21 protein-coding genes, 2 tRNA genes and 1 riboswitch are annotated in these 23,328 nt (G+C 47.1%); of the genes, 6 read left to right on the forward strand and 17 right to left on the reverse strand.

Translation table 11 applies throughout. The annotated features are described in order from the left end of the window. Positions 1-266 precede the first annotated feature (266 nt). The 13 genes from H6A32_RS06285 to H6A32_RS06345 all read right to left on the reverse strand — a co-directional run bounded on the left by H6A32_RS06285 (position 267) and on the right by H6A32_RS06345 (position 10,254). Positions 267-355, reverse strand: a tRNA-Ser gene (locus tag H6A32_RS06285). Between the two features lie 18 nt (positions 356-373). Continuing rightward, positions 374-459 (reverse strand) — tRNA-Ser (locus H6A32_RS06290). A 151-nt stretch (positions 460-610) separates the two neighbouring features. Beyond that, the gene (gene ispD, locus H6A32_RS06295) at positions 611-1,315 is read right to left on the reverse strand and encodes a 2-C-methyl-D-erythritol 4-phosphate cytidylyltransferase (protein WP_204863963.1); all 705 of its coding nucleotides are present in this window, start codon (positions 1,313-1,315) and stop codon (positions 611-613) included. 15 nt (positions 1,316-1,330) lie between these two features. Beyond that, the gene (tsaD, locus tag H6A32_RS06300; RefSeq protein WP_087254894.1) at positions 1,331-2,359 is read right to left on the reverse strand and encodes a tRNA (adenosine(37)-N6)-threonylcarbamoyltransferase complex transferase subunit TsaD; all 1,029 of its coding nucleotides are present in this window, start codon (positions 2,357-2,359) and stop codon (positions 1,331-1,333) included. A 13-nt stretch (positions 2,360-2,372) separates the two neighbouring features. Further along, entirely contained in the window at positions 2,373-3,284 is a 912-nt protein-coding gene (locus tag H6A32_RS06305; protein ID WP_204863964.1) for a ribonuclease Z, read from the reverse strand. Between the two features lie 103 nt (positions 3,285-3,387). Further along, positions 3,388-3,612: a hypothetical protein gene (locus tag H6A32_RS06310; RefSeq protein ID WP_343215518.1), complete on the reverse strand. Its 225-nt coding sequence runs from the start codon at positions 3,610-3,612 to the stop codon at positions 3,388-3,390. 56 nt (positions 3,613-3,668) lie between these two features. Continuing rightward, positions 3,669-4,142, reverse strand: coding sequence for a ribosomal protein S18-alanine N-acetyltransferase (gene rimI, locus H6A32_RS06315; RefSeq protein ID WP_158099296.1), 474 nt, complete (start codon positions 4,140-4,142; stop codon positions 3,669-3,671). Then, the gene (gene tsaB / locus H6A32_RS06320) at positions 4,129-4,848 is read right to left on the reverse strand and encodes a tRNA (adenosine(37)-N6)-threonylcarbamoyltransferase complex dimerization subunit type 1 TsaB (protein WP_087254900.1); all 720 of its coding nucleotides are present in this window, start codon (positions 4,846-4,848) and stop codon (positions 4,129-4,131) included. Before tsaB ends, rimI begins: the two co-directional genes overlap by 14 nt. 13 nt (positions 4,849-4,861) lie before the next feature. Continuing rightward, the gene (gene trpS / locus H6A32_RS06325) at positions 4,862-5,947 is read right to left on the reverse strand and encodes a tryptophan--tRNA ligase (protein WP_087254903.1); all 1,086 of its coding nucleotides are present in this window, start codon (positions 5,945-5,947) and stop codon (positions 4,862-4,864) included. A gap of 2 nt (positions 5,948-5,949) precedes the next feature. Continuing rightward, positions 5,950-6,381, reverse strand: a complete 432-nt coding sequence (tsaE, locus tag H6A32_RS06330; RefSeq protein WP_204863965.1) for a tRNA (adenosine(37)-N6)-threonylcarbamoyltransferase complex ATPase subunit type 1 TsaE — start codon at positions 6,379-6,381, stop codon at positions 5,950-5,952. Between the two features lie 12 nt (positions 6,382-6,393). Continuing rightward, positions 6,394-6,942: a YcxB family protein gene (locus tag H6A32_RS06335; RefSeq protein ID WP_171027955.1), complete on the reverse strand. Its 549-nt coding sequence runs from the start codon at positions 6,940-6,942 to the stop codon at positions 6,394-6,396. A 151-nt stretch (positions 6,943-7,093) separates the two neighbouring features. Continuing rightward, on the reverse strand, positions 7,094-7,729 hold the full coding sequence (locus tag H6A32_RS06340; RefSeq protein WP_138373572.1) for an ECF transporter S component: 636 nt from the start codon (positions 7,727-7,729) through the stop codon (positions 7,094-7,096). 162 nt (positions 7,730-7,891) lie between these two features. Continuing rightward, positions 7,892-8,011, reverse strand: a riboswitch (FMN riboswitch). An 83-nt stretch (positions 8,012-8,094) separates the two neighbouring features. Then, positions 8,095-10,254 carry a Tex family protein gene (locus H6A32_RS06345; protein ID WP_204863966.1) on the reverse strand — a complete coding sequence of 720 codons (2,160 nt, stop codon included), beginning with the start codon at positions 10,252-10,254 and terminating at the stop codon, positions 8,095-8,097. A 149-nt stretch (positions 10,255-10,403) separates the two neighbouring features. Here H6A32_RS06345 and H6A32_RS06350 point away from each other — a divergent pair, with 149 nt between their 5' ends. From H6A32_RS06350 to H6A32_RS06375, 6 genes are all read left to right on the forward strand, one after another. Continuing rightward, positions 10,404-11,012 (forward strand): TetR/AcrR family transcriptional regulator, encoded by a 609-nt coding sequence (locus H6A32_RS06350; RefSeq protein ID WP_087168643.1) that lies wholly within the window; start codon positions 10,404-10,406, stop codon positions 11,010-11,012. 333 nt (positions 11,013-11,345) lie between these two features. After that, entirely contained in the window at positions 11,346-13,178 is a 1,833-nt protein-coding gene (locus tag H6A32_RS06355; RefSeq protein ID WP_204863967.1) for an NAD(P)-binding protein, read from the forward strand. Then, positions 13,172-14,911 (forward strand): [FeFe] hydrogenase, group A, encoded by a 1,740-nt coding sequence (locus tag H6A32_RS06360; RefSeq protein ID WP_191433839.1) that lies wholly within the window; start codon positions 13,172-13,174, stop codon positions 14,909-14,911. Before H6A32_RS06355 ends, H6A32_RS06360 begins: the two co-directional genes overlap by 7 nt. 92 nt (positions 14,912-15,003) lie before the next feature. Continuing rightward, on the forward strand, positions 15,004-15,921 hold the full coding sequence (locus H6A32_RS06365; RefSeq protein WP_204863968.1) for a diacylglycerol/lipid kinase family protein: 918 nt from the start codon (positions 15,004-15,006) through the stop codon (positions 15,919-15,921). 120 nt (positions 15,922-16,041) lie between these two features. Next, the gene (locus tag H6A32_RS06370) at positions 16,042-17,394 is read left to right on the forward strand and encodes a DUF5067 domain-containing protein (RefSeq protein WP_204863969.1); all 1,353 of its coding nucleotides are present in this window, start codon (positions 16,042-16,044) and stop codon (positions 17,392-17,394) included. Positions 17,395-17,440: 46 nt separating this feature from the next. Next, on the forward strand, positions 17,441-18,139 hold the full coding sequence (locus H6A32_RS06375) for a phosphatase PAP2 family protein (RefSeq protein ID WP_087168648.1): 699 nt from the start codon (positions 17,441-17,443) through the stop codon (positions 18,137-18,139). A 96-nt stretch (positions 18,140-18,235) separates the two neighbouring features. Here H6A32_RS06375 and H6A32_RS06380 read toward each other — a convergent pair whose 3' ends face one another. The 4 genes from H6A32_RS06380 to xylB form a co-directional block, all read right to left on the reverse strand. Next, positions 18,236-19,387 (reverse strand): double-cubane-cluster-containing anaerobic reductase, encoded by a 1,152-nt coding sequence (locus H6A32_RS06380; protein ID WP_087168649.1) that lies wholly within the window; start codon positions 19,385-19,387, stop codon positions 18,236-18,238. 103 nt (positions 19,388-19,490) lie between these two features. Continuing rightward, positions 19,491-21,296, reverse strand: coding sequence for an A/G-specific adenine glycosylase (mutY, locus tag H6A32_RS06385; protein ID WP_204863970.1), 1,806 nt, complete (start codon positions 21,294-21,296; stop codon positions 19,491-19,493). After that, a complete protein-coding gene (locus H6A32_RS06390) occupies positions 21,293-21,709 on the reverse strand; it encodes a DUF3783 domain-containing protein (RefSeq protein ID WP_207753134.1) in 417 nt (138 codons plus the stop codon). The genes mutY and H6A32_RS06390 overlap by 4 nt, the downstream gene beginning before the upstream one ends. 106 nt (positions 21,710-21,815) lie before the next feature. Further along, positions 21,816-23,288, reverse strand: a complete 1,473-nt coding sequence (gene xylB, locus H6A32_RS06395) for a xylulokinase (protein ID WP_087254931.1) — start codon at positions 23,286-23,288, stop codon at positions 21,816-21,818. Positions 23,289-23,328 lie beyond the last annotated feature (40 nt).

Here is a 23,328-nt window from a genome sequence, read left to right on the forward strand (position 1 = left end):
TCTGAATAATTCTCATGAATTTTCAGGGATCGTTGTCTATTGTTCAGTTATCAAAGTTCTTTGTTTTCGTTGCCGCTCTCTCGCGACAGCTATATTAGATTATCACATCCGTTCGTTTCTGTCAAGCACTTTTTTTATTTTTCAACCGTGCTCGTCAGCAAGCTGTTGTGATTCCGCTTTTCTGCATCAGCAGTGTAAGCTTGTTTATTTTACCATCGCAGTTGCGTAATGTCAAGAGTTTTTTTGACATTTTTATTCCTGCGAAACGGAGAAAGAGGGATTTGAACCCTCGCGCCGCTATTAACGACCTACTCCCTTTCCAGGGGAGCCCCTTCAGCCTCTTGGGTATTTCTCCAGGACTGTCTGTATAAAGCGGAGAGGGTGGGATTCGAACCCACGCGCCCTTGCGGACAAACGGTTTTCAAGACCGCCTCGTTATGACCACTTCGATACCTCTCCATACTGCCGTATTTACAAACATTTTCTGTTCGCTCAGCGAACAATGATTATTCTATCAGAAGTGATTCTCCTTGTCAACAAATAATTTACATATTTTGCAACTTTCTTTTCCGGCCTGAAAATGTCTTTTTTCTCAGGGCGCAAACACGTTTTATTTTAAAAACACTTTCGCAATTTTCAGATCTTCCGGCGTTGTTATTTTAATATTTTTATAGGATCCTTCCACCATCTTTACAGGGTGCTTCATCACCATTTCCACAGCCATGGCATCATCTGTCACATGACTGTGCGGGACAGCCATCATCCTCCGATATGCTTCTATAATCAGCGGCGCCTTGAAAACCTGTGGTGTCTGTATCATCCACATCTTTTTTCTGTCAGGTGTTTCTTCTGTTTCCAGATTCTCATTAACAATTTTGATCGTGTCTTTTACCGGCATTCCCGCTACACATGCCCCGCTTCGTCTCACCTCTTCATAGGTACGTTTTAATATAGAATCGTCTACAAGAGGTCTGGCTCCGTCATGGATAAATACATAGCTCTCTTCCTTATCTTCCATCTTGTCAACTATCTGAAGCGCATTCCAGACAGAATCATACCGTTCTTTTCCGCCTTCTGTAATCTGAGTCACTTTCTGGAATCCATAAAAGTCTACAATTGATTCTCTTACCTGGTCTTTTTCTTCTTTTCCTAATACAAGTATGACCTGATCGATCACTTCTGATTCTTCAAACGCCTTCAATGTATAATAAAGTACAGGTTTCCCGCATAAATCCATATACTGCTTTTGAATGGTTCCGCCCATTCTTTTTCCCTGTCCTGCCGCAAGCACGACCGCAATCCCTTTTGCTTTCATGGCTCCTCCTGCTTTCTAACGCTCTCCCAGTTTCAGATTTGGCACTGCATTGAGATCCCATCCGCTTCGAATCCCGTTTTTATAGTCATAGTATCCTGCTGCCCCGATCATAGCCGCATTATCCGTGCAGAGAATCGGAGAAGGATGGTAAAATTCGATTCCTCTTTCCTGACATGCCTGGCCCATAGCTGCGCGCAGAGCAGAATTGGATGCGACGCCGCCTGCAATTGCCAGTTTCTTCAATCCATAGTTTTCGACTCCGATCATGGCATGGTCTACCAGCACATCGGTCACCGCTTTCTGGAAGGATGCCGCAATATCTGCCCGATTATATTCAATCTGTTTCATTTTACACCCATTGATATAATTAAGCACTGCAGATTTTACTCCGCTGAAACTGAAGTCGTATACCGAGTCTCCGACATGCGCTCTTGGAAATTCAATAGCATTCGGATCTCCCTCTTTTGCAAGCTTGTCGATTTTCGGGCCTCCCGGATAGCCAAGATCAATGGCACGGGCTACTTTGTCAAACGCTTCCCCTGCCGCATCATCCTTCGTTTTTCCGAGAATTTTATATTTTCCATAGTCTTCCACACATACAAGATGTGTATGCCCTCCGGATACCACCAGACACAGAAACGGTGGTTCCAATTCTTTATTCTCAATATAGTTTGCTGAGATATGCCCTTCAATATGGTGCACTCCGATCAGAGGAAGGTTTCTGGCGTAGGCAATCGCCTTCGCTTCAGCCACTCCCACAAGCAGTGCTCCGACAAGTCCCGGTCCGTATGTCACCGCTACCGCGTCAATATCATTCAGGGTACACTTTGCTTCAGAAAGTGCCTCTTCGATTACCTGGTTGATTTTCTCTATATGTTTTCTGGAAGCAATTTCCGGCACAACTCCTCCGTACAGCTTATGCAGGTCAATCTGAGAGGAAATGATGTTGGAAAGAACTTCTCTTCCATTTCGCACAACTGCCGCGGCTGTCTCATCACAGGAGCTTTCTATTGCAAGTATTGTAATATCTTTTTCTTCGCTCATCTTCCTACCTCCACTACGATTCCGGGAAATCCAGATCCACACTCATCCGGTCTTTTCCCGCCTTTGCGTAAGGAAAAATCTTCCGTACTTCGTCCATGTATTCTTCCGGTCTTGTCAGCGACGGGCTGTAATGCGTCAGCCACATCTCTTTTACATCTGCCTCCCTGGCAAGTTTCGCCGCCTCGTAAAAGGTCATATGCTTATATTCCACTGCCTTTTTCGCCTTCTCCGGCTCACCGTACATTCCCTCGCAGATAAACAGATCCGAGCCTTCGGCATTCTCCCGGATCGACTTTGTCGGCCGTGTATCGGTACAATATGTAAGTTTGATCCCTTTCCGCGGTGGTCCAAGCACCATGTCCGGTGTGTAAATCCGGTCTCCGTCCTCGATGGTCTCCCCCTTCTGGAGAAAACGCCAGAATTTCTGAGGAATCTCCTGACTCGTGGCACGTTCTACATCAAATCTTCCGGCCCTGTCAATCTCGATCGTATAGCCGTAACAGGTCACGTTATGATTCACCCGGAATGCACGGATCCGATATCCTTCCATCTCAAACGTCTGCTGCGCCTCTGTGATTTCCATAAAACGCAGCTCAAAAGGTAGTTCCGGTGCAATAATGCGCAGTGCATTCACTACCCGTTCCAGCCCTTTCGGCCCGATCAAGGTGAGGGGCTCCTGCCTGTCCGCATTCCCCATGGTAAGCAGAAGTCCGGGAAGCCCGCTGATGTGATCTCCATGAAAATGAGTAAAGCAGATCACATCAATCGGCTTAAAACTCCATCCTTTTTCTTTGATCGCTATCTGTGTTCCCTCTCCGCAGTCGATCAGAATACTGCTTCCATTATAGCGCATCATCAGTGACGTCAGCCAGCGATATGGGAGCGGCATCATGCCGCCGGTTCCCAACAAACAAACATCCAGCATTTTTTCTCTCCTAACTGTCCTATCATTGACTTTTCTTCCACAAAAAGAGCAAGTCTTTTATTCTCAGTAAAGAACAGCTGCATACCGAGAGGGGACTGTCTGGTCAGACTTCATTTTCCTTCTCCACCGGAATCACAAACTGCGAAACCATCCTGTCATAGCATTCCTCGCAAAGATCAAAACGGTGCACCTCGTTGTCCTTATTAGAAAAATATCCCCATCTTTTTTCTACAGAAATAAGCCCTTCCCGTATTACGCCATCCTTTATCTTGATTTCTTTTCCACACCCGTTGCAGAAAATCGTTTCTGTTTCTCTTCTTTCTTTCATCGTATAGCGGCGCATACAAATCCCTCCACTTTCGTTTCGCTTTTGTTACGCCTTTATTATAGTCTGTCCCGTTCTTCCTGTACACCGGAAACGGTTTCCAGACTTCTTGTCATCAGAACCGCATCCTCTTTCGGATTATCGTAAAATCCTTTTCGGATTCCGACATCCCGGAACCCCTTCTTTTGATAGAGGGCGCGTGCTGCCATATTACTTTTCCGGACTTCAAGATGCCATACGGCAGTTCCTTTCAATGCACCTTCTGAAATTACGGTGTCAAGAAGAAAGCCTCCTGTTCCTCTTTCCCTGAATCCGGCGTCAACGGCAATCCGAACAACTTCACTTTCATCAAGTACTGTATAAATCACAATGTACCCGACAATTGTTTTCCTATCCTCTGCCACGTAGATTTCCGCCGTTTTCTGGCACATCGTCTCCCGGACTGCATCTTCACTCCACGCATCAGAAAAAACAGCCCGTTCTATCTCTGCAATCCGGGCTGCATCTTCTTCATTGGCCTTACGGGCAATCATGTTGTTGTTCCTTTTCTCGTTCCAGTCTCTCCCTCTCCGCCTGGGACATCCTGAGATAGTCCGGTTTGTGATCCCGCGCATGCTCTGTCTTTCCCTCTTTCGCATAAACCAGTCCAAGCGCGCCGACTGCCGCCGCACTCTGCCTGCACATATGAGGCGGTGCAAAAACATACGGCACTTTTACTGTCTCCTCAATTTTCTCCCGGTATACAGGCACTCCGTCCCCGAGAAATACAACGCGTTCTCCAAGCTCATTGAGCATTCCGGCAAGGACGGTAATGTCCTCCGCCAACTGCTCTTTTACTGTTTCAAACTTCTCTTCAAACCGGTAGATTCCTGTGTACACCTGATTTCTTCTTGCATCCATGATCGGACAGATCAGCCCGCTGCATCCGAACATTCGGTATGCCATGGCATCGACCGTCGGCACATGGATGAGCGGCTTATCAAGTGCAAGTCCCAGTCCTTTCGCAGTCGCAGAACCGATCCGAAGTCCGGTAAAAGACCCCGGCCCTCCTGCCACAGCAATCGCATCCACCGACCCGAGAGAAAGTCCGGTCATCCGGACCGCCTCATCAAGCATCGGCAGCAATGTCTGAGAGTGTGTCTTTTTATAATTCATCGTATATTCAAACAGGATCTGTTCGTCTTCCACAACAGCCACACTTGCTGTCAGGCCCGAACTGTCCAGTGCCAGTATCCGCATAATAACGCCCCTTCTATTTCTGGAATCGCTCTGCCTGCTCTCTGATCAGCTCGGCATCATCGAAATAATTGATCTTCATGGCAGCCTTCACTTCAGAGAGTGTCTTTGCCGCTACTTCTTCCGCTTTCTCGCTTCCCTTTTTCAGGATCTCGTAGATTGCCGGAATGTCTTTTTCGTATTCTTTTCTCCGTTTTCTAATCGGCTCCAGTTCCTCCTGGATCACTTCATTGAGGAAGCGTTTTACCTTCACATCGCCAAGGCCACCGCGTGTATAGTGGGCTTTGAGTTCATCCAGATTTGCATATTCCGGAAGGAATTCTTCAAAATGACGGTCTTTACAGAATGCATCCAGATAGATAAATACCGGATTTCCTTCCACTTTTCCAGGGTCAGAAACCTTCAGGTGGTTCGGATCGGTAAACATATTCATAATCTTCTTTTTCACATCGTCCGCACTGTCGGAAAGGTAAATACAGTTATGCAAAGACTTGCTCATCTTTGCCTTTCCGTCTGTACCCGGAAGTCTCAGACATGCCTGATTGGATGGGAGCAGAACTTCCGGCTCTACCAGCGTCTCTCCGTAAACGGAATTAAACTTCCGCACGATCTCCTTTGTCTGCTCCAGCATTGGCAGCTGGTCTTCACCGACCGGAACGGTCGTTGCCTTAAATGCGGTGATATCCGCTGCCTGGCTGATCGGATAGGTGAAAAATCCGACCGGAATGCTCGCCTCAAAGTTTCTCATCTGAATTTCGGATTTTACCGTTGGATTTCTCTGGAGCCTTGATACGGTTACCAGATTCATATAATAAAAGGAAAGCTCACAAAGCTCCGGAATCTGTGACTGAATCAGAAGCGTTGCTTTTTCCGGATCCAGTCCGCAGGAAAGGTAATCAAGCGCAACCTCAATAATATTCTGGCGCACCTTCTCCGGATTGTCCGCATTGTCTGTCAGAGCCTGAGCATCCGCAATCATGATAAACACTTCATCATATTTTCCCGAATTCTGAAGCTCTACTCTCCCTTTCAGAGAACCGACGTAATGTCCGACATGAAGCTTTCCAGTCGGTCTGTCCCCTGTTAATATAATCTTTGACATTATTATCCCTCCAGTTTATTGATAGAAATTTTTCTGTAATCAAATCCTTTTTCCAGATCTTTTTCAATCACGATCCGGATTCTTGTTTCCGGTAGAATCTCCTCAATCAGATTCGCCCACTCAATCAGACATACGCCTTCACCGTGAATGTAATCTTCATATCCGATTTCATCCATCTCTTCCACGTCTCCAATCCGGTACACGTCAAAATGATAGAACGGAAGACGCCCGTCTTCGTATTCCTGCACGATCGTAAAGGTCGGACTTACAACATCCTCACATACTCCAAGTCCGTACGCAAGCCCTTTTGTAAAAATCGTCTTGCCGACGCCAAGATCCCCTTCCAGAGTAAAGACATCTCCGCTTTGGGCCGATTCGCCGATTTCTTTTCCGAGCTCAAACGTCTCCTGCTCTGAATATGTCTCTCTTACCATAGTGTCTCCTCCCTATTTTTTCTTTTTCTTCTTTCTTGAAAACAGAAACGGAAGGATCTTACCGGAATTATCCTCAATCAGCTCCTCCGGGAACAATGTCCGCAATGTCTTCTTCAGAGGATCCATCTGCGGTCCGATATCACTGTTCGGGAAAATAAATGCCGCATACGGTGTCTGATAAATCGCCACCAGATTCGGTGTCATCATAACGCGGTACATATCTTTCCACGGAGTGATTTTATTTTTTCCGGCACGCTCTACTCTGAGCCCGTCTTTTTCCAGCGTATAGCGGATCGGCGTGCTGTAGATTTTACTTTTCTTTAACTGACTGGCTGCACTGAACTTTAAGATCGATGGTACAACAAACAAAAGAGTTGCAAAAACAAACACAAGCCCCAGCCCCCAGGAAACCCTGCCCATCGCAAAACTTATAATCGCACCGATCCAGCAGGCAACTCCCACTACGAGGTATAAAATTCCCTTGATCCCGTGATATGTATGAAACATAAGAAATTCAAAAAGTGCTTCCTGTGTCATTTTCACTTCAAAACTTGGTTTCATCTGTATTCCTCCATATTTCCGAATATTGAAATTATAACGCATCCTGTCCGCGGTTACAACAGCAAGTTTGCGAAGAATCTCCTGATTTTTCCAGGATCAGAAAAACCTCTGCGCACAGCAGAGGTTTCGGTTTAGTAATTTTCTGTCATTTTTACTCATTTACTCTATGGAGGACCGGACTGACTTTCTTATAGATCAAAAGCAGAATTGCCGATACCAGAATACCCTTGATCAGATTAAACGGTGCCACTGCAAGGATCACAAAAGTTGCAACTCCGTCAATTGCCGGATTCAATGCATGCCCCATCTGAACAATCGTATCAAGCGGCATTCCAAATGCTGCAGCATAGGTCGGAAGCAGGATATAGGCATTGAGCACGCATCCGATCAGCGTCATGAATACTGTTCCTGCTGCAAGTCCGATCACCGCTCCCTTTTTTGTGTGCATCTTCTGATAAATCAGACCCGCCGGCACACAGAGACTGCATCCGATCAGGAAGTTTGCGATCTCTCCCACACCGCCTGTTGTAGTCCCATTAATCACGAAATTCAGAAGAATCTTGATACATTCTGTCATAACTCCCGCCACAGGACCCATCGCAAATGTTCCAAGAAGGACCGGAATTTCACTGATATCCAGTTTGTAAAAGCTCGGTACAAAAGGAAGCGGAAATTCAAAAAGCATCAGGACGGTAGCTACCGCTGCAAGCATGCCGACCTGGGCCATCGATCTGACTTTCGTACTGCTTCTTCTTCTTATTTGTGTGTTTTTCTGCGTGTTTTCCATGTTTCTTCTCTCCTTTTTTTGAATGATAGACTCAATTCAGAAAAGAAACTCTTCCTGCCATAAAGTTTCCCTTATGGAAATGGGAATGTACAAAAAAATCCCCGGAACCATATGTTCCGGGGTTTGATGCTCTGCTTCAGATACAGATATCTGACGATTCGTACATTTCTTCTCTCATCCAGACTGTACTGTCGGTTCCGGAATTGCACCGGATCAGCTGCCAATGGCAGGTCGCGGACTTTCACCGCCGGTTGGGACTTTCACCCGACCCCGAAGAATTTTTTCCTGTTAACATTTAGTATAGAACAGTCTTTTGGAAAATTCAATACCTTTTTGTCTTTTACATTCTGGGTAAGCAGCATTCTTTACCGGATTCCTTTCATAGTAAGCTGAATCCGTTTTTTCTTGAGGTCCACACTCAGTACTTTAACATCCACGATATCACCCACACTGACCGCTTCCAACGGATGTTTGATAAACTTTTTGTCGGTGATTTCGGAAATATGTACCAGACCATCCTGATGAACGCCGATATCCACAAACACCCCGAAGTCAATGACATTGCGAACCGTTCCTTTCAGAACCATCCCTTCTTTTAAGTCTTTCATTTCCAGAACGTCGGTCCTGAGAATCGGTTTCGGCATCTCTTCTCTTGGATCTCTGGCCGGCTTTTCCAGCTCTTTTACAATATCATGCAGAGTGATCTCACCGATTCCAAGCTCTTCTGCCAGTTTCCGGTAGTCGCGGATGGTGGCCGGAAGGGCTGCAAGATTTCCTGCTTTTAAATCCTCTGTTGTGAATCCCTGCTTTTTCAGAAGTTTTTCTGCCGCTTCGTAGGATTCCGGATGGACGCTTGTCCTGTCAAACGGATTATCCCCGCCTTCGATCCGCATAAATCCCGCACACTGCTCATATGCCTTCGGTCCAAGTTTCGGCACCTTTAAAAGCTGCTTTCTGTTTGTAAATCTTCCGTTTTCTTCTCTGTAAGCCACAATATTTTTTGCGATTGTGTTTGAGATACCGGAAATATAGGATAAAAGCGGAGCAGATGCCGTATTCAAATCTACACCGACCTTGTTGACACAGTCTTCCACCACGCCATTCAGCGCTTCCGTCAGCTTTTTCTGGTTCATATCATGCTGGTACTGGCCGACCCCGATGGATTTTGGATCAATCTTTACAAGTTCTGCAAGCGGATCCTGAAGCCTTCTTGCAATTGACGCGGCACTTCTCTGTCCCACATCAAAATTCGGAAATTCTTCCGATGCCAGCTTGCTTGCGGAGTACACTGATGCTCCCGCCTCATTTACAATCACATACTGTACGTGCTCTTCCGGGATTTCTTTTAACAGTTCCACAATAAACTGTTCCGATTCTCTGGATGCTGTTCCGTTTCCAAGAGAAATCAGGCTGATATGATACTTCGGAATAATCTTTTTGAGCAGGTCCTTGGATGCCTTGATTTTGGCAGGGGTAGTCGGCGCTGTCGGATAAATCACTGTCGTTCCGATCACTTTTCCGGTCGGATCCACAACCGCAAGTTTACATCCGGTCCGGAATGCCGGATCCCAGCCAAGCACAACCCGTCCTGTAATCGGAGGCTGCATAAGAAGCTGTGTCAGATTTTTCCCGAACACAGCAATGGCCCCGTCCTCCGCCTTTTCCGTAAGTTCATTGCGGATTTCCCTCTCAATGGCCGGCGCAATCAGACGACTGTAGCTGTCCTTGACCGCCTCTTTTAATACAGGTTCTGTATATGGATTATCCCCATGAATAATCTGTTTTTCCAGATAGCGGAGGATTTCTTCTTCCGGCGCTTCCATTCTGACCGTCAGAATTTTTTCTTTTTCTCCCCGGTTCAGAGCCAGAATTCTATGACCGGCAATCCTGGATGCTGCTTCCTCAAACTCATAGTACATCTCATAGACCGATTCCTGCTTTTCATCCTTTGCCTCTGAAACAATCTTTCCTTTCTGGAACGTCATCTTCCGGATTCTCGTCCGGTATTTTGCCTCATCGGAGATCATCTCAGCCAGAATGTCCTGTGCGCCGGCAAGTGCCTCTTCAGGGGAGGCAACATTCTTTTCCTCCGATACATAGGCTTTGGCCGCCTCAATCGCCGGCTCTTTCAACTTCTGTAAAAGGAGAAGCGCCGCAAGCGGCTCCAGTCCTTTTTCTTTTGCGATTGTCGCCCTCGTTCTTCTTTTCGGACGGTACGGACGGTACAGATCGTCCACCGCCACCTGGGTCTGCGCCTCCTGAATCTGAGCTTTCAGTTCTTCGGTAAGCTTTCCCTGCTCCTCGATACTTGAGAGCACCTGCGCTTTCTTCTCCTCCAGATTCCGAAGATAAGTAAGTCTCTCATGGAGTTTTCTGAGCTGCTCGTCATCCAGTGTTCCAGTTGCTTCTTTTCTGTATCTTGCAATAAACGGGATCGTGTTTCCTTCATCAATCAGTCCGACTGCCGCTTCGACCTGCCATTTTTTTACATTCAGTTCTGCCGTAATCTTCTGAATAATATCCATTTTTTGATTCCTTTCCAAAAAAGTACTTCCCTGTCATTATAGCGGAAGGTCTTTTTCTGCGCAACTTCATAAAAACAGAGTTTGCTCTGTTTTTCTTGAAATCTGACTCTTCCTATGTTATATTTTGGATGATAAGGAGGGCACTGATTATGAAAGAAACGAACGGACAGACTCTGTCAAAGCAGCAGCAAAAATCTCTTGAAACGAAAAACCGGATCTTTTCCGCCGCGAAGAGTATTCTTCAGAGGAAAGGGTACGATGCACTCTCCATCAAAAACATCTGTGAAGAAGCAGGCGTATCCAACGGAAGCTTTTATCATCACTTTAAAACAAAAGATGACCTGCTTTCCTATTATATAGAAGAACAGCCTACGATCGATCCGGACTGTCTGGAACTCCCGGAAAATGCCGCCGAGGCAAAAAGGGCAATCATTCTTGTCTATCTTAATTATGTCAGCTACTGCAAAGAGCTCGGTGTCGCTTTTATATCCAACTATTACACGCCAAAAAACCAGGCTCTAAATCCGGCCATCCGCACAAAGCGGCCTTATCCGATCGTAACAGTAACGGATTACCTGGCTCGTGCACTGGAAGCCGGCACTGTATCTGCCAGCCTGTCCCTGGATGAGATCTCCACCGATATCCGGATGATTGTCATCGGAAATGTCTTTGAATGGTGTCTGCGGGACGGAAATACAGACTTTGACGGAAATATGGAGCGTTCACTCGGGAAATATCTGGACAGTGTTCTGAAATAGTGTGGTTTCGCTTCCCGTCAGGGAACAAAACAGTTTAGAAATGGCAAAAACCTTTCAGATAAGCGTTTCTGAAAGGTCTTTTCATTTTAGAAGGGAATTTGTAATTCTTACTTTGGTAACTGTTTACCTTTGATGCTTTTATTATATCCCCGGCCCCCTGCAAAATCAAATCGGTTATCCTGATATATTTCTTCATTTATAGGCATTTTCTATGTTTTGTACATTCCTCCCAATTTCATTGTCTATTTTTTAACTTCTATTGTGTATTTTTCTGACATGTTGTAAAATAAAAGTATACGTGATTCGTAAAATGAAATTGTGAGGTGAAAAGATATGAGCAGACTAGAACTCCCTACCCCGAGCAAAGCGCAGCTGGTCGTTGAGGGATTATACAAAGATTTAGAGCGGCGGATTGAAGCAAGCCCGCCGGGACTCTGCCCTGTAGATATCTCGAGGGCGTTCCTCGAACTGTGCCATGCTCAGACATGCGGCAAATGTGTACCATGCCGTATTGGTCTTTTACAGTTGAAACATCTGATCACAGATGTTCTGAATGGAAAGGCTACAATGGAAACCCTTGACCTGATGGAGCGTACCGCCCGTTCAATTATGGAGACCGCGGACTGTGCCATCGGATATGAAGCTGCCAATATGGTTTATAAAGGCTTGATCGGTTATCGTGAAGACTATGAAGAGCATATCCGGAACGGACGTTGTACATGTACCTACAACCAGCCTGTTCCATGTGTTGCACTTTGTCCTGCCCACGTTGACATCCCGGGCTATATCGCTCTCGTACGCGAAGGACGCTACGCCGATGCTATCCGGCTGATCCGGAAAGACAATCCGTTCCCGACCACGTGCGGATTTATCTGCGAACATCCGTGTGAGGCAAGATGCCGCCGTAATATGGTCGATGATGCTGTCAATATTCGCGGTTTGAAGCGGATGGCTGCGGACTATTCCGGAAAGGTACCTCCGCCGGAATGCGCTCCTTCCACCGGAAAGACTGTCGCAGTCATCGGAGGCGGCCCTGGAGGATTAAGTGCCGCATACTATCTGCAGCTTATGGGACATCAGGTAACTGTATATGAGATGCTTCCGGAACTTGGCGGTATGCTCCGTTATGGTATTCCAAACTACCGTCTTCCGAAAGACCGTCTCAACGAAGACATTCAGGCAATTCTTGATACCGGCGTCGAAGTAAAATACGGTCTCCGTATCGGGCAGGACATCACCGTACAGGAACTGCGCGCTTCCTACGATGCAGTCCTGATCACTATCGGAGCCAGCACAGATAAAAAACTCGGCATCGAAGGCGAGGACGCCGAGGGCGTAATGTCCGCAGTCCGTTTCCTCCGTGATGTAGGAAAAGGTATTAACCCGGATCTTACCGGACAGGAAGTTGCCATTGTCGGAGGCGGAAATGTGTCCATGGACGCTGTTCGTTCTGCTGTCAGACTTGGTGCGAAAAAAGTCAGCATCCTGTACCGCCGCCGTACCGCAGACATGACTGCGCTTCCGGCCGAAATTGAAGGTGCCATTGCAGAAGGCGTGGAAATCCGCACATTACGCGCTCCTTCCCGCATCGAGACGGATGAAAACGGACATATCCGCGGTATCTATGTGACACCGCAGATGATCAGCCAGATCAAAGGAGGACGCGCAAGTGTCAAACCGTCCGGACTTCCGGATGAGTTTGTTCCATGTACAACCCTGATCGTTGCCATTGGGCAGAACATTGAAACAGAACATTTTGAAAAAGCCGGGCTTCCTGTAGAAAGAGGAAAAATCATGGCTGAAAAATTCGGCGGATTCAGCAATCTTCCTGGAGTTTTTGCCGGCGGAGACTGCGCTACCGGTCCTGCTACCGTAATCCGCGCGATCGCGGCCGCAAAGGTTGTTGCCGCAAATATTGATGAATATCTGGGATACCATCACGAAATCACTTGTGATGTCGAGATTCCGGAGCCGAATCTGGATGACCGTGTACCGTGCGGACGTGTTGAGCTTCCTGAGCGGGAAGCCTGTGAGCGTATCCACGACTTTGACGGTGTAGAACAATGCATGACCTGTCAGGAAGCACAGCAGGAGGCAAACCGCTGCCTGCGCTGCGACCACTTTGGTTTTGGAATATTTAAAGGAGGCCGCGAGAAAGTATGGTAAATCTTAAAATCGACAATAAAGAAATCTGTGTACCGGAAGGTACCACGATTATGGATGCGGCAGCTCAAAACGGAATCATCATTCCGAAACTCTGTTATCTGAAAGATATCAACGAAATCGCTGCCTGCCGTGTCTGCGTAGTAGAAATGGAAGGTAAGGACCGCCTGATCACCTCCTGTAACAACACTGTTCAGGAAGGCATGGTTCTTTATACAAACAGCCCGAAGGTACGTGCGGACCGCCGTAATACCGTGCAGCTCATTCTTTCCCAGCATGACTGCAAATGCGCGACCTGTGTCCGCAGCGGCAACTGTTCTCTTCAGAAGATTGCCAACGACCTGAATATTCTGGAGCTTCCATTCGGCGAGCGTATCGAACGCCAGCCATGGAACAAGGATTTCCCGCTGATTCGGGATTCCGCAAAATGTATCAAATGTATGCGCTGTATCCAGATCTGTGACAAGGTTCAGAGCCTGCACATCTGGGATCTGGAAGGAACCGGCTCCCGCTCTACAGTCAATGTATCAGGCGGCCGTAAGATTGAAGAAGCAGACTGTTCCCTCTGCGGACAGTGTATTACTCATTGTCCGGTTGGTGCTCTGCGCGAGCGCGACGATACAGAAAAAGTCTGGGATGCAATTGCAGATAAAGACACAATCACAGTAGCACAGATCGCTCCGGCTGTCCGTACTGCATGGGGCGAGGCTCTTGGTCTTTCACGTGAAGATGCTACAGTCAACAAAATCGCTGATGCTCTTCACAAGATCGGAGTTGACTATGTGTTTGACACCAGCTTCTCCGCCGATCTTACGATCATGGAAGAGGGAAATGAATTTCTGGAACGTTTTACTAAAGGAGAGACGAAATTACGTCCGATGTTTACATCCTGCTGTCCTGGATGGATCCGTTTCATCAAATCCCAGTTCCCGCATCTGGTGCCTCAGCTTTCCACAGCCAAATCTCCTCAGCAGATGTTTGGCGCAGTGATGAAGACTTACTTTGCAGATTCCATCAATGTAAGTCCGGATCGTATTTTTACAATTTCCATCATGCCTTGCGTCGCGAAAAAAGGAGAGCGCAATATGGAGCTTTTCTATGAAGAATACGCCGGTCATGATACCGATGTGGTTCTGACCACACGTGAGCTGACGCGCATGATCCGTTCTGCCCACATTCCGCCGCATTCTCTTGAGAATCGGGAATTTGACAGACTGATGAAAGAATATACAGGCGCCGGCGTTATCTTTGGTGTAACAGGCGGTGTTATGGAAGCTGCTCTTCGTTCCGCTTACTATCTTGTAACCGGAAGAAATGCGGATCCGGATGCATTTAAGGCTGTGCGCAATGACGGAAAAGGCGTGAAATCAGCTGAAATCCAGATTGGCGATGCCGTTGTGAAAGCTGCTGTTGTAAGCGGACTTGGAAATACAAGACGTCTGCTGCAGCAGATCGAACGCGGAGAAGTCCATTATGATTTCGTGGAAGTCATGGCATGCCCTGGCGGCTGTGTAGGCGGAGGCGGACAGATCATCCACGATGGCGAAGAACTTGCCTACGAAAGAGGACAGAGCCTCTACTTCCTGGACAAGAATGCACCACTTCGTTTTTCCCACGAAAATCCTGATGTACAGAAGCTGTATGCGGACTTTATGGGACAGCCGCTGTCTCACCGTGCCCACCAGCTGTTACATACTGATCATCAGGCATGGGCGATGCCTCGTTCTGACAGATAATATGCACTGATTTTATTTCTGCCTTCGGAGATCCGGCTGTTTCTGCCATTCTCCGAAGGCGGTTTTTATTTCAGAAAATTTCAGGAGGAATTATGTACACTTTTATCATCAATCCGCACTCCCGCTCTGGAAAAGGACTCACAATCTGGCACACCGTTGAGGCTCAGCTAGAACAGCGCCAAATCTGTTATACCGCCTTTTTCACAAAATATCAAAGGCAAGCCACCACATATGTCCGGGAGCTTACCTCCGACGGATCTTCCCGTGTTCTTGTGGTTCTCGGCGGAGACGGCACTTTGAATGAAGTCATTAACGGGATCTGCTTTCCGGAGCGGGTTACACTCGGTTATATCCCAACCGGCTCCAGCAACGATTTTGCCCGCAGCTTTGGTATCCCAAATGATCCTCTGCGCGCTCTGGAAATTATCCTGAATCCAGGACAGACCGTACACATGGACGTTGGAACCATGTCATACGAAGGGAAACACCGGCGTTTTGCAGTCAGTGCCGGCATAGGTTTCGATGCCGCAATCTGCCACGAAGCGGTTGTTTCAAAGTGGAAGCGGATACTGAACCGGATTCATCTCGGGAAATTTACCTATGCCGTCATTGCGCTTCACCGGCTTTTACTTACATCCACCTGCCCTTTCCATATCGTCCTTGATGATGAAAAAGAGGTGTCCTTTCCAAAAGGATGGTTTGCTGCAGTGATGAACCACCCTTGTGAAGGCGGCGGATTTTATTTTTGTCCTGATGCCCGGCCGGACGACGGACAACTTGATGTTCTGGTCGTATCCGGCCTGAAGGCTTCGGCTCTTCTTCTTACTCTTCCATTCGCGCTTTTCGGGAAACATACAAAATTTCACGGTGTCCATTTATTCCGCTGCAAAAAAGTTTCCATCCATACAGCCAGTGCCCTTCCCGTACATACAGACGGCGAACCTGTTTTTTTACAACGATGTTTTACAGCTTCTATCGAGGCCTGTCCTTTAAAAGTGATCGTATCTTAAAATATTTATAAAATATTCAATCTCTTTTCACAGAATTGTGGTATACTAAGATTTACTGATGGTATAATATAGTGACTGTCATCAGATGATGGACATACAAATGAAAAGGGGAGAAACGCTATGAAATGTCCGAAATGTGGTAATGAACTGCGGGAAAGCAAAAAAACTCCTGGCTATTTTTTATGTGATTCCTGCAAAAAGAAATTCAGCCAGGAAACTCTGGACCGGTTTCAGTCTGCCAGACCTGTCCGCAGGAAAAAACCTGCACCGGTAAAGCCGGAAGAGCCAGATGAAACAACTCAGACAGAAACTAACCAGACAGAAGAAATTCAGGCAGAAGAAGCTCAGACAAGCATGACTCCAGAAGAAACTGTTCCGGAAGAGCCGGTTCAGGCAGAAGCCGATCAAACAGAAACATCTCCGGAAGAACCTGAAGAAGAAACTGTTTCGGAAGAATCTATTCAGGAAGAATCTGTTCAGGAAGAATCTTCTGAAACAGAAACGGCAGAACCGGAAGGACAGACCTATTCCAACATCCCTCCGGAAGCGGTAAGGAATGAGCGTGAAAAAGAAATGAAGGCCAATTATGAGGCCATGCTGAATATAAAAGACGAAACTTCTGATGACTCGGAAGCTGATGATGTAATTCCGGTTTTCGGTGGTTTCCGTGTTCTGATTGGAATTGTATCGATCCTATGCGCCGCTTTTCTTGCTTACCAGGCTTATGATTCAGGTATCTTTACTACCTTTATACATACGCCGGGACTGACAGGAATTGCCGGTATGGTACTTGCAGTCTGCTTCCTGATCGGTGGTCTTGTGGTATTAATTACTCACCGCAGGAACAGCGTGCCGGCATTTATTGTACCTTGTATTTTTTATCTTGGAGGAGCCGTAGGAGGATTCTTTATCCCGGGTTCTGTCATGACTGTACAGATTCTGCTCTTTGTGTCTGCTTTGTTTGGAGCATTTCTGCTCTTTGCACTTGGCTGTGCCAAAGAGATCCATGTTGCCCTCCGGGTACTTGTTTTCATCGTTGCAGTTGCGGTTGCAGCCGGTGCCTACTATGCGGCTCAGTATGTGGTTCCGCAGAGTTCGGCAAGTTCCGGTAAAAATCTACGTCTGACCACGGATGATTTTACCGTCTCATTTGAAAAATCTGATATCGGAACAGATTATGAGGGCGAACAGGCTCTTATGGTTTATTACACAATTACAAATAAAGGTTCCGAAACCCTGGTTCCATCTGTTGCCGTTACTTTCAAGGCACTGCAGGATGATACCACTCTGGATCCTACGATTGTCTCGGATGAACCACTGTCAGAAAATGAAAGCGCAGAAGTCAGCCAGGGCGACAGCGTGCGTGTGTGCACCTCCTTTATTCTTCTTGATCAGTCCGATGTGACTCTTCAGCTTTATGAAACTTTCGGTTCAAACAGTAATATAGCTGAGACAACATTGAATCTGGATTAATCCGGTTCACTTACTTTCATCATTTTCGTTAAAAGGAGAAATCCGAATGTTTTCAAGAAGTAAATGCAAAGCTTTGATTTACCGATATAAACATGCCTGGGTATTTTTGTATATTTTTCTTTATTTACCCTGGTTTTACTATCTTGAGCAACACGTAACAGCAAATTCCGATTTTCACGTGATTCACGCAGCGGTCGATGACTATATTCCTTTTATAGAGTATTTTATCGTCCCGTATCTTTTGTGGTTTGCGTTTATTGCGGTCACTTTTCTCTGGTTCTTCTTTCACGATGTATCCGGATTTTACAAAATGGCCGCTTTCCTTTTTACCGGAATGACCATATTTTTAATTATTTCGACCCTCTATCCAAACGGTCTTGATCTTCGCCCGGTTCAATTCGAGCGGGACAATATTTTTGTGGATATGGTTAAAACGCTGTACAAGGCAGACACTCCGACAAATGTTCTTCCAAGTATTCACGTATTTAACTCTATCGGTGTCTGCATTGCCATCTCACACAACAAAACACTTTCGAGCCGCAAGGTGATCCATTACGGATCTCTGGTTCTCGGAATATCCATCATCCTTGCCACGATGTTTTTAAAGCAGCATTCCGTAATCGATGTGACACTGGCAGGCTGCATGGCAACTCTGCTTTATCCGGTCGTATACGTCAGAGAATCCAGAAAGGTATTCCGCCCGAAAGTCACAAAGCATTCTGTTAAAAAAGCCATGGGTGATTAATAAACCCGAAATAAAAATATCCCCTTTGGAGTCCATGCGGTAAGGCACGGATCCTGAAGGGGATACTTTATATGCGGTCTCTTTCCGATTCCTGTTTTAAAGCATTTCAATAAACGCAGCGATACGCGTGTTGAGCTGTCCGATGTCTGCCTGAGAATAGTCTGTCTCAACGCTGATGTACGGTTTTCCTTTTTCCTCATTTACGAATCTGCGGATTCCAAGACTCTCTACATTGTATGTATGGCATGCCTGAAGAATCATCTCTACCACTCCGTCTACCTGATACTCGTCCATCAGTCTTCCAAGGAGTTCCAGACGGTTCGGGTTCGGTGTCATGACAGAGCATCCGATGCTTAAATATCTCTCAGCGATTGCCTGATAGATATCGTCTGTATCTTCATCCACAAGCTTGTCAATGGATTTTGCTCCGGAACAGTTTTCAAAAGTAACAACGATTCCGCCGTTGTCCTCGATGGCTTTGATCACTTTCTCTGTCGCTCCGCCGATCGGGCATCCTGTCACAAGAATACGAGGCTTCTTTTCTTCCATCTTTCCTTCTGCGTATTCCTTTTCGATCTTGTCAGCGATCGCATTCACTTCTGCCGGAATCTTGGATCTGTCCGGTTTGAATGTACTTCCGTATAACACTTTAAACAGATCCTGTCCTTTCATCGGAGCCGGGTCCAGTTTCATCAGCTCATACAGACGCTTCAGTGCCACTCTTCCTTCATTCTGCACTCTGACAGCATCTCTGATCTGCTCTTCCGTGATTGTCACTTCAAACTTCTGCTCCAGATATTCTTTGAAGCGGATGATTTCATTTTTCCAGAGCTGAAGTCCGTCCTCTGTCTGTCGGTTCGGAAGCTCCATTGTGAAGACATCCTTGAACTGACTTAAGTATTCGTACATCTTCTTTTTCCCGTCACAGGTTGTCTCTCCTACAACCAGATCGGAAAAATAGAAAAACGGGCACTTCTTTGTTGCCGCAAAGCCGTAGCTGGATTTGATCAGCGGGCACAGGTTCTTTGGCAGATCCTTCTCAGCCGCCGGAATCGTCTCGTCGGATGTGGAGCAAAGACTCACTGTAGCTGCTCCCATTGCCATCGCGATTTCCTGTGGAAAATATGTACAGAATGTGCCTACAATCGGCACGCCCTTGTCTTTTAACTCCTTAATGCCCAGAAATGACTGTTGTCTCTGTTCAGCAAATTCTTCAAATACATCTGGTAATTCTTTAATCAGTTCCATTTTTTTCCTCCTGTCTTTGCCTATCTACCTTATATGGTAACATTTTCTGACAGGATGGGGCTAATTGATATTTGTCATGTATCTATAGTTTTATTATGTTTTTCTATAGGTTTCCCTGCTCATATTTTTCCTGCCCGATCAGAATGCCGATCTGATCTGTATAGGCTTCAAATGCTGCCGGAACAGGGTATTCTTTCTGAATTTCTTCCGGATGCGCAAAAACCAGATTCTTTGCGGATATTTTCTCCAGCTCGTCCACTCTCACCGCATATCCGGTCATGTGCCACTCCACATGGCTGAAAATATGTTTTGCCTCTCCAATGTTTTGAATCCGAAGCGGTGAAAGTCCAAGCTCCGCAATATGATGGATTGCTTCCTCCTGAGTCAGTTTTCCTTTTACATTCGGGAACTCATAGAGTCCTGCCAGCAGGCCGGATGACGGACGTTTATGAAGAGCAATGTTCTCCCCGTCTTTTAGTATAAAGACGGTTTTCTCCTCAATCCTTCTTGCTTTCGCCTTTTTCTTAACCGGGTAGGAAAGCTCTGCTCCTCTCTGATGCGCCAGACAGAACTCCTCTACCGGACATTTACTGCATTTCGGCTCCCCGTTCGGGACACAGACGATGGCACCCAGCTCAATCAGGCCCTGGTTAAAATCGCTTGCCGCATCTGCGGGAATAATTTCTTCCAGCATTCCTTCCATCCGCTTTTTGACGGAGGCTTTCATAATATCCTCTCCATCCGCCAGAATCCTGGTCAGGACACGGAGGACATTTCCGTCTACCGCAGGCTTTGGAATTCCATATGCGATGGAACTGATGGCTCCTGCCGTATAGCTGCCGATTCCGGAAAGAGAAAGAATCTGGTCATAATCTGCCGGCATTTCCCCTTCATAGAGCTCCACAATCTGTCTGGCCGCTTTCTGCATATTACGCACACGGTTGTAATACCCAAGTCCTTCCCACAGTTTCAGAAGCTTCTCCTCCGGCGCGTCCGCCAGATCCTGTATGGTCGGCAATGCGTCAAGGAAACGGGCATAAAACGGCTTTACTGCCTCTACCCTCGTCTGCTGCAGCATGATTTCAGATACCCACACATGGTAGGCTGTCGCATCCTTTCTCCACGGCAGATCCCGCTGCTCCTTCCGAAACCATGCAGTCAACGGCTCCGGCAGATGTTTTAGACGCTCCTGCGGTTTCTCTTCTTCCATCTCCTCCGGGAACCGGACCGGGATCTCCTGATCGATCCGGATCTCATCTTCTGTGACAATGCAGTCCCTTGCAATCAGGTGCACGCCCTTTTCCCTCGCTTTCCACAGTGCCCGTGCAAATTCCGGATGAGTATCCACATTCGGCAGGATCTCTTTCACACCTTTCATCTGAATCACGAAAAAAACATAAGCATCCCATCCTTCATCCACAGCACGCATCAGTTCTTCCAAATGCTTCACCGCCCGTTCGCTTGGCGCATCCGGGAATTTCGCTGTCTCTCCCTCTTTCAGGGTGACTCCTTTGACTTCAATCAGGATCTTCTTCTCTCTGGTCTCCACGCAGAAATCAATTCTGGAATTTCCATACTGATATTCCGGCTTGATCCGCACCATATCCGCGAAAAGGTTTCCTTCCCGGATCCACTCTCCCGCTGCCTTGTTCGGCACCTGAGAGTCCATGTTGATGATCTGACCGTCCTTTTTCACCGCGATCAGATCCCATTTCGTCTTCCGGTTCGGATTGTCCGAATGCTGCACGTACACTTCCGTATTCGGAAGCAGCAGCTCCCGGCACCGTCCTGTATTTTTGACGTGAACTGTCTCTGTCACTTCCTCCTGTCCCCTGATGCCGTTGACATAGGCAATAAACCGGTTCGGCCTCTCAAGAAAGACCGCCTTTTCTATCCCTGTATATTTCATGCGTTCTCCTCCGGACTGCTGCCTTCGTGAGCCTGCTGTCCTTTCTTGATCGCCTGATGCTCCTTGTCCAGCTCCTCATACAGTTCGATTGTGTTCCAGTGTACATTCGTCGGTGTCAGAATCGCCTTGTGATCCACCTTTTTGATACCGTTTTTACGCATCTCAGCCAGCATCCTCTGAAGCTTCGCATCCGGCACGCCGGCAAACACCAGAATCTCATGCTCCGGAGCTTCTCCCTGAAATACTTCGTCTGACGGTTCAATTCCTTCCACTCCCGCCAGATATCCGAGCGGCTGAAGGAAATCCTTCTCTTCTACCATCCGGATTTTCAATTTCAACAGAAAGGCCGTCATCTGAATCCCTTTCAGCTGTTTTTTATCTTTGAAATTCATTAATAAAATCGATTCTCTCATTATGATCTCCTTCTTTTTTTCTGTCCCTCTTACAGTAACACGAATCGGAAAAAGAAACAAGAAGCAGCCGCTTCCATCTATAGAAACGACTGCCTCTCCTTTTCATTTAAGATACAATCTTACGAAAGACCGGTTTCAATGCAGGGTAAATTTTCCGGAATTTCTGATAACATTCCTCATACTTCTCTGTCAGATCCTCATCCGGCTCCACGGTTTCCACCACTTTTACGAGTTTCGCGGCCGCTTCCTCAACACTTTCAAACTCACCGCATCCGACTGCCGCCAGAATTGCTCCTCCAAGCGCCGGCCCCTCCTCGCTTTCAATCACATCCACTTTCAGATTCATGATGTTGGCTACCATCTTTTTCCAGAGCAGGCTTTTTGCCCCGCCTCCGCAGATTTTCGTCCGTTCAATCTGAATTCCAAGATTTCTCGCCACTTCCAGAGAATCCCGCAGTCCGAATACAACACCTTCCAGTACCGCCTGCGTCATCTCTTCTCTCGTCGTGTCCATCGTCATCCCTGTAAATGTTGCCCGTGCCATCGGGTCATTGTGCGGGGAACGCTCTCCCATGAGATACGGAAGATAGAACACCTGATTTTCTCCCAGCTTTACGATCTTTTCCTGCTCTTTTGTAAACTCCGATGTTCCAAGAATATCTTGCATCCACCATTTATTACAGGATGCTGCGCTGAGCATGCAGCCCATCAGATGATAGTATCCATCCGCATGGGCAAAGGAGTGAAGCGCATTATACCGGTCTACCTGAAACTTCCGGCTGGAAATAAAGATGGTACCGCTCGTTCCGAGGGAAATATTGCACATTCCCTCGCCGACAGTTCCGGTTCCCACAGCCGCAGCCGCATTATCCCCGGCTCCCGCAATGATTTTCACGCTCTCCGGCAGTCCGAGTTTTTTAGCCTCCTCCTTTTTCAAAGTGCCGACCACCTCATAGCTTTCATAAAGATCCGGCAGCTGCTCCCTGCTGATTCCGCAGATTTCCATCATCTCTTTGGACCAGCACTTGTTCTTCACATCCATCAGAAGCATACCGGACGCATCCGAATAGTCGCTGCAAAACGTCCCGGACAGCCGGTACGCAAGGTAATCTTTCGGAAGCATGATTTTCCTGATCCGCGCAAACTTCTCCGGCTCATTTTCTTTCATCCAGAGAATTTTAGGCGCTGTAAATCCCGTAAACGCAATGTTGGCCGTATATGCAGACAGCTTTTCCCGTCCGATCACTTCATTTAAATAATCCGTCTCCTTTGTCGAACGGCCGTCATTCCAGAGGATCGCCGGACGGATTACCTCATCCTTCTCATCCAGCACGACCAGACCATGCATCTGTCCGCCAAAACTGATCCCTGCCACTTCCGACCTGTCCACATCTTTAGTCAGCTCCCGGATTCCCTCAATACTCTTCTCGTACCAGTCTTCTGGATTCTGCTCCGACCAGCCCGGATGCGGAAAGGAAATCGGGTATTCTCTGGAAACAATCTTCCGGATCTCTCCCTGTCCGTCCATCAGCAAAAGCTTCACCGCCGATGTTCCAAGATCCACACCAAGATATAACATAGGCTCTGCCCTCCTTTTTCTCTTCCTATTTTCATTGGGG

Origin of the sequence: Drancourtella massiliensis, from assembly GCF_016900655.1 — a bacterium.
GTDB lineage: Bacteria > Bacillota > Clostridia > Lachnospirales > Lachnospiraceae > Sellimonas > Sellimonas catena.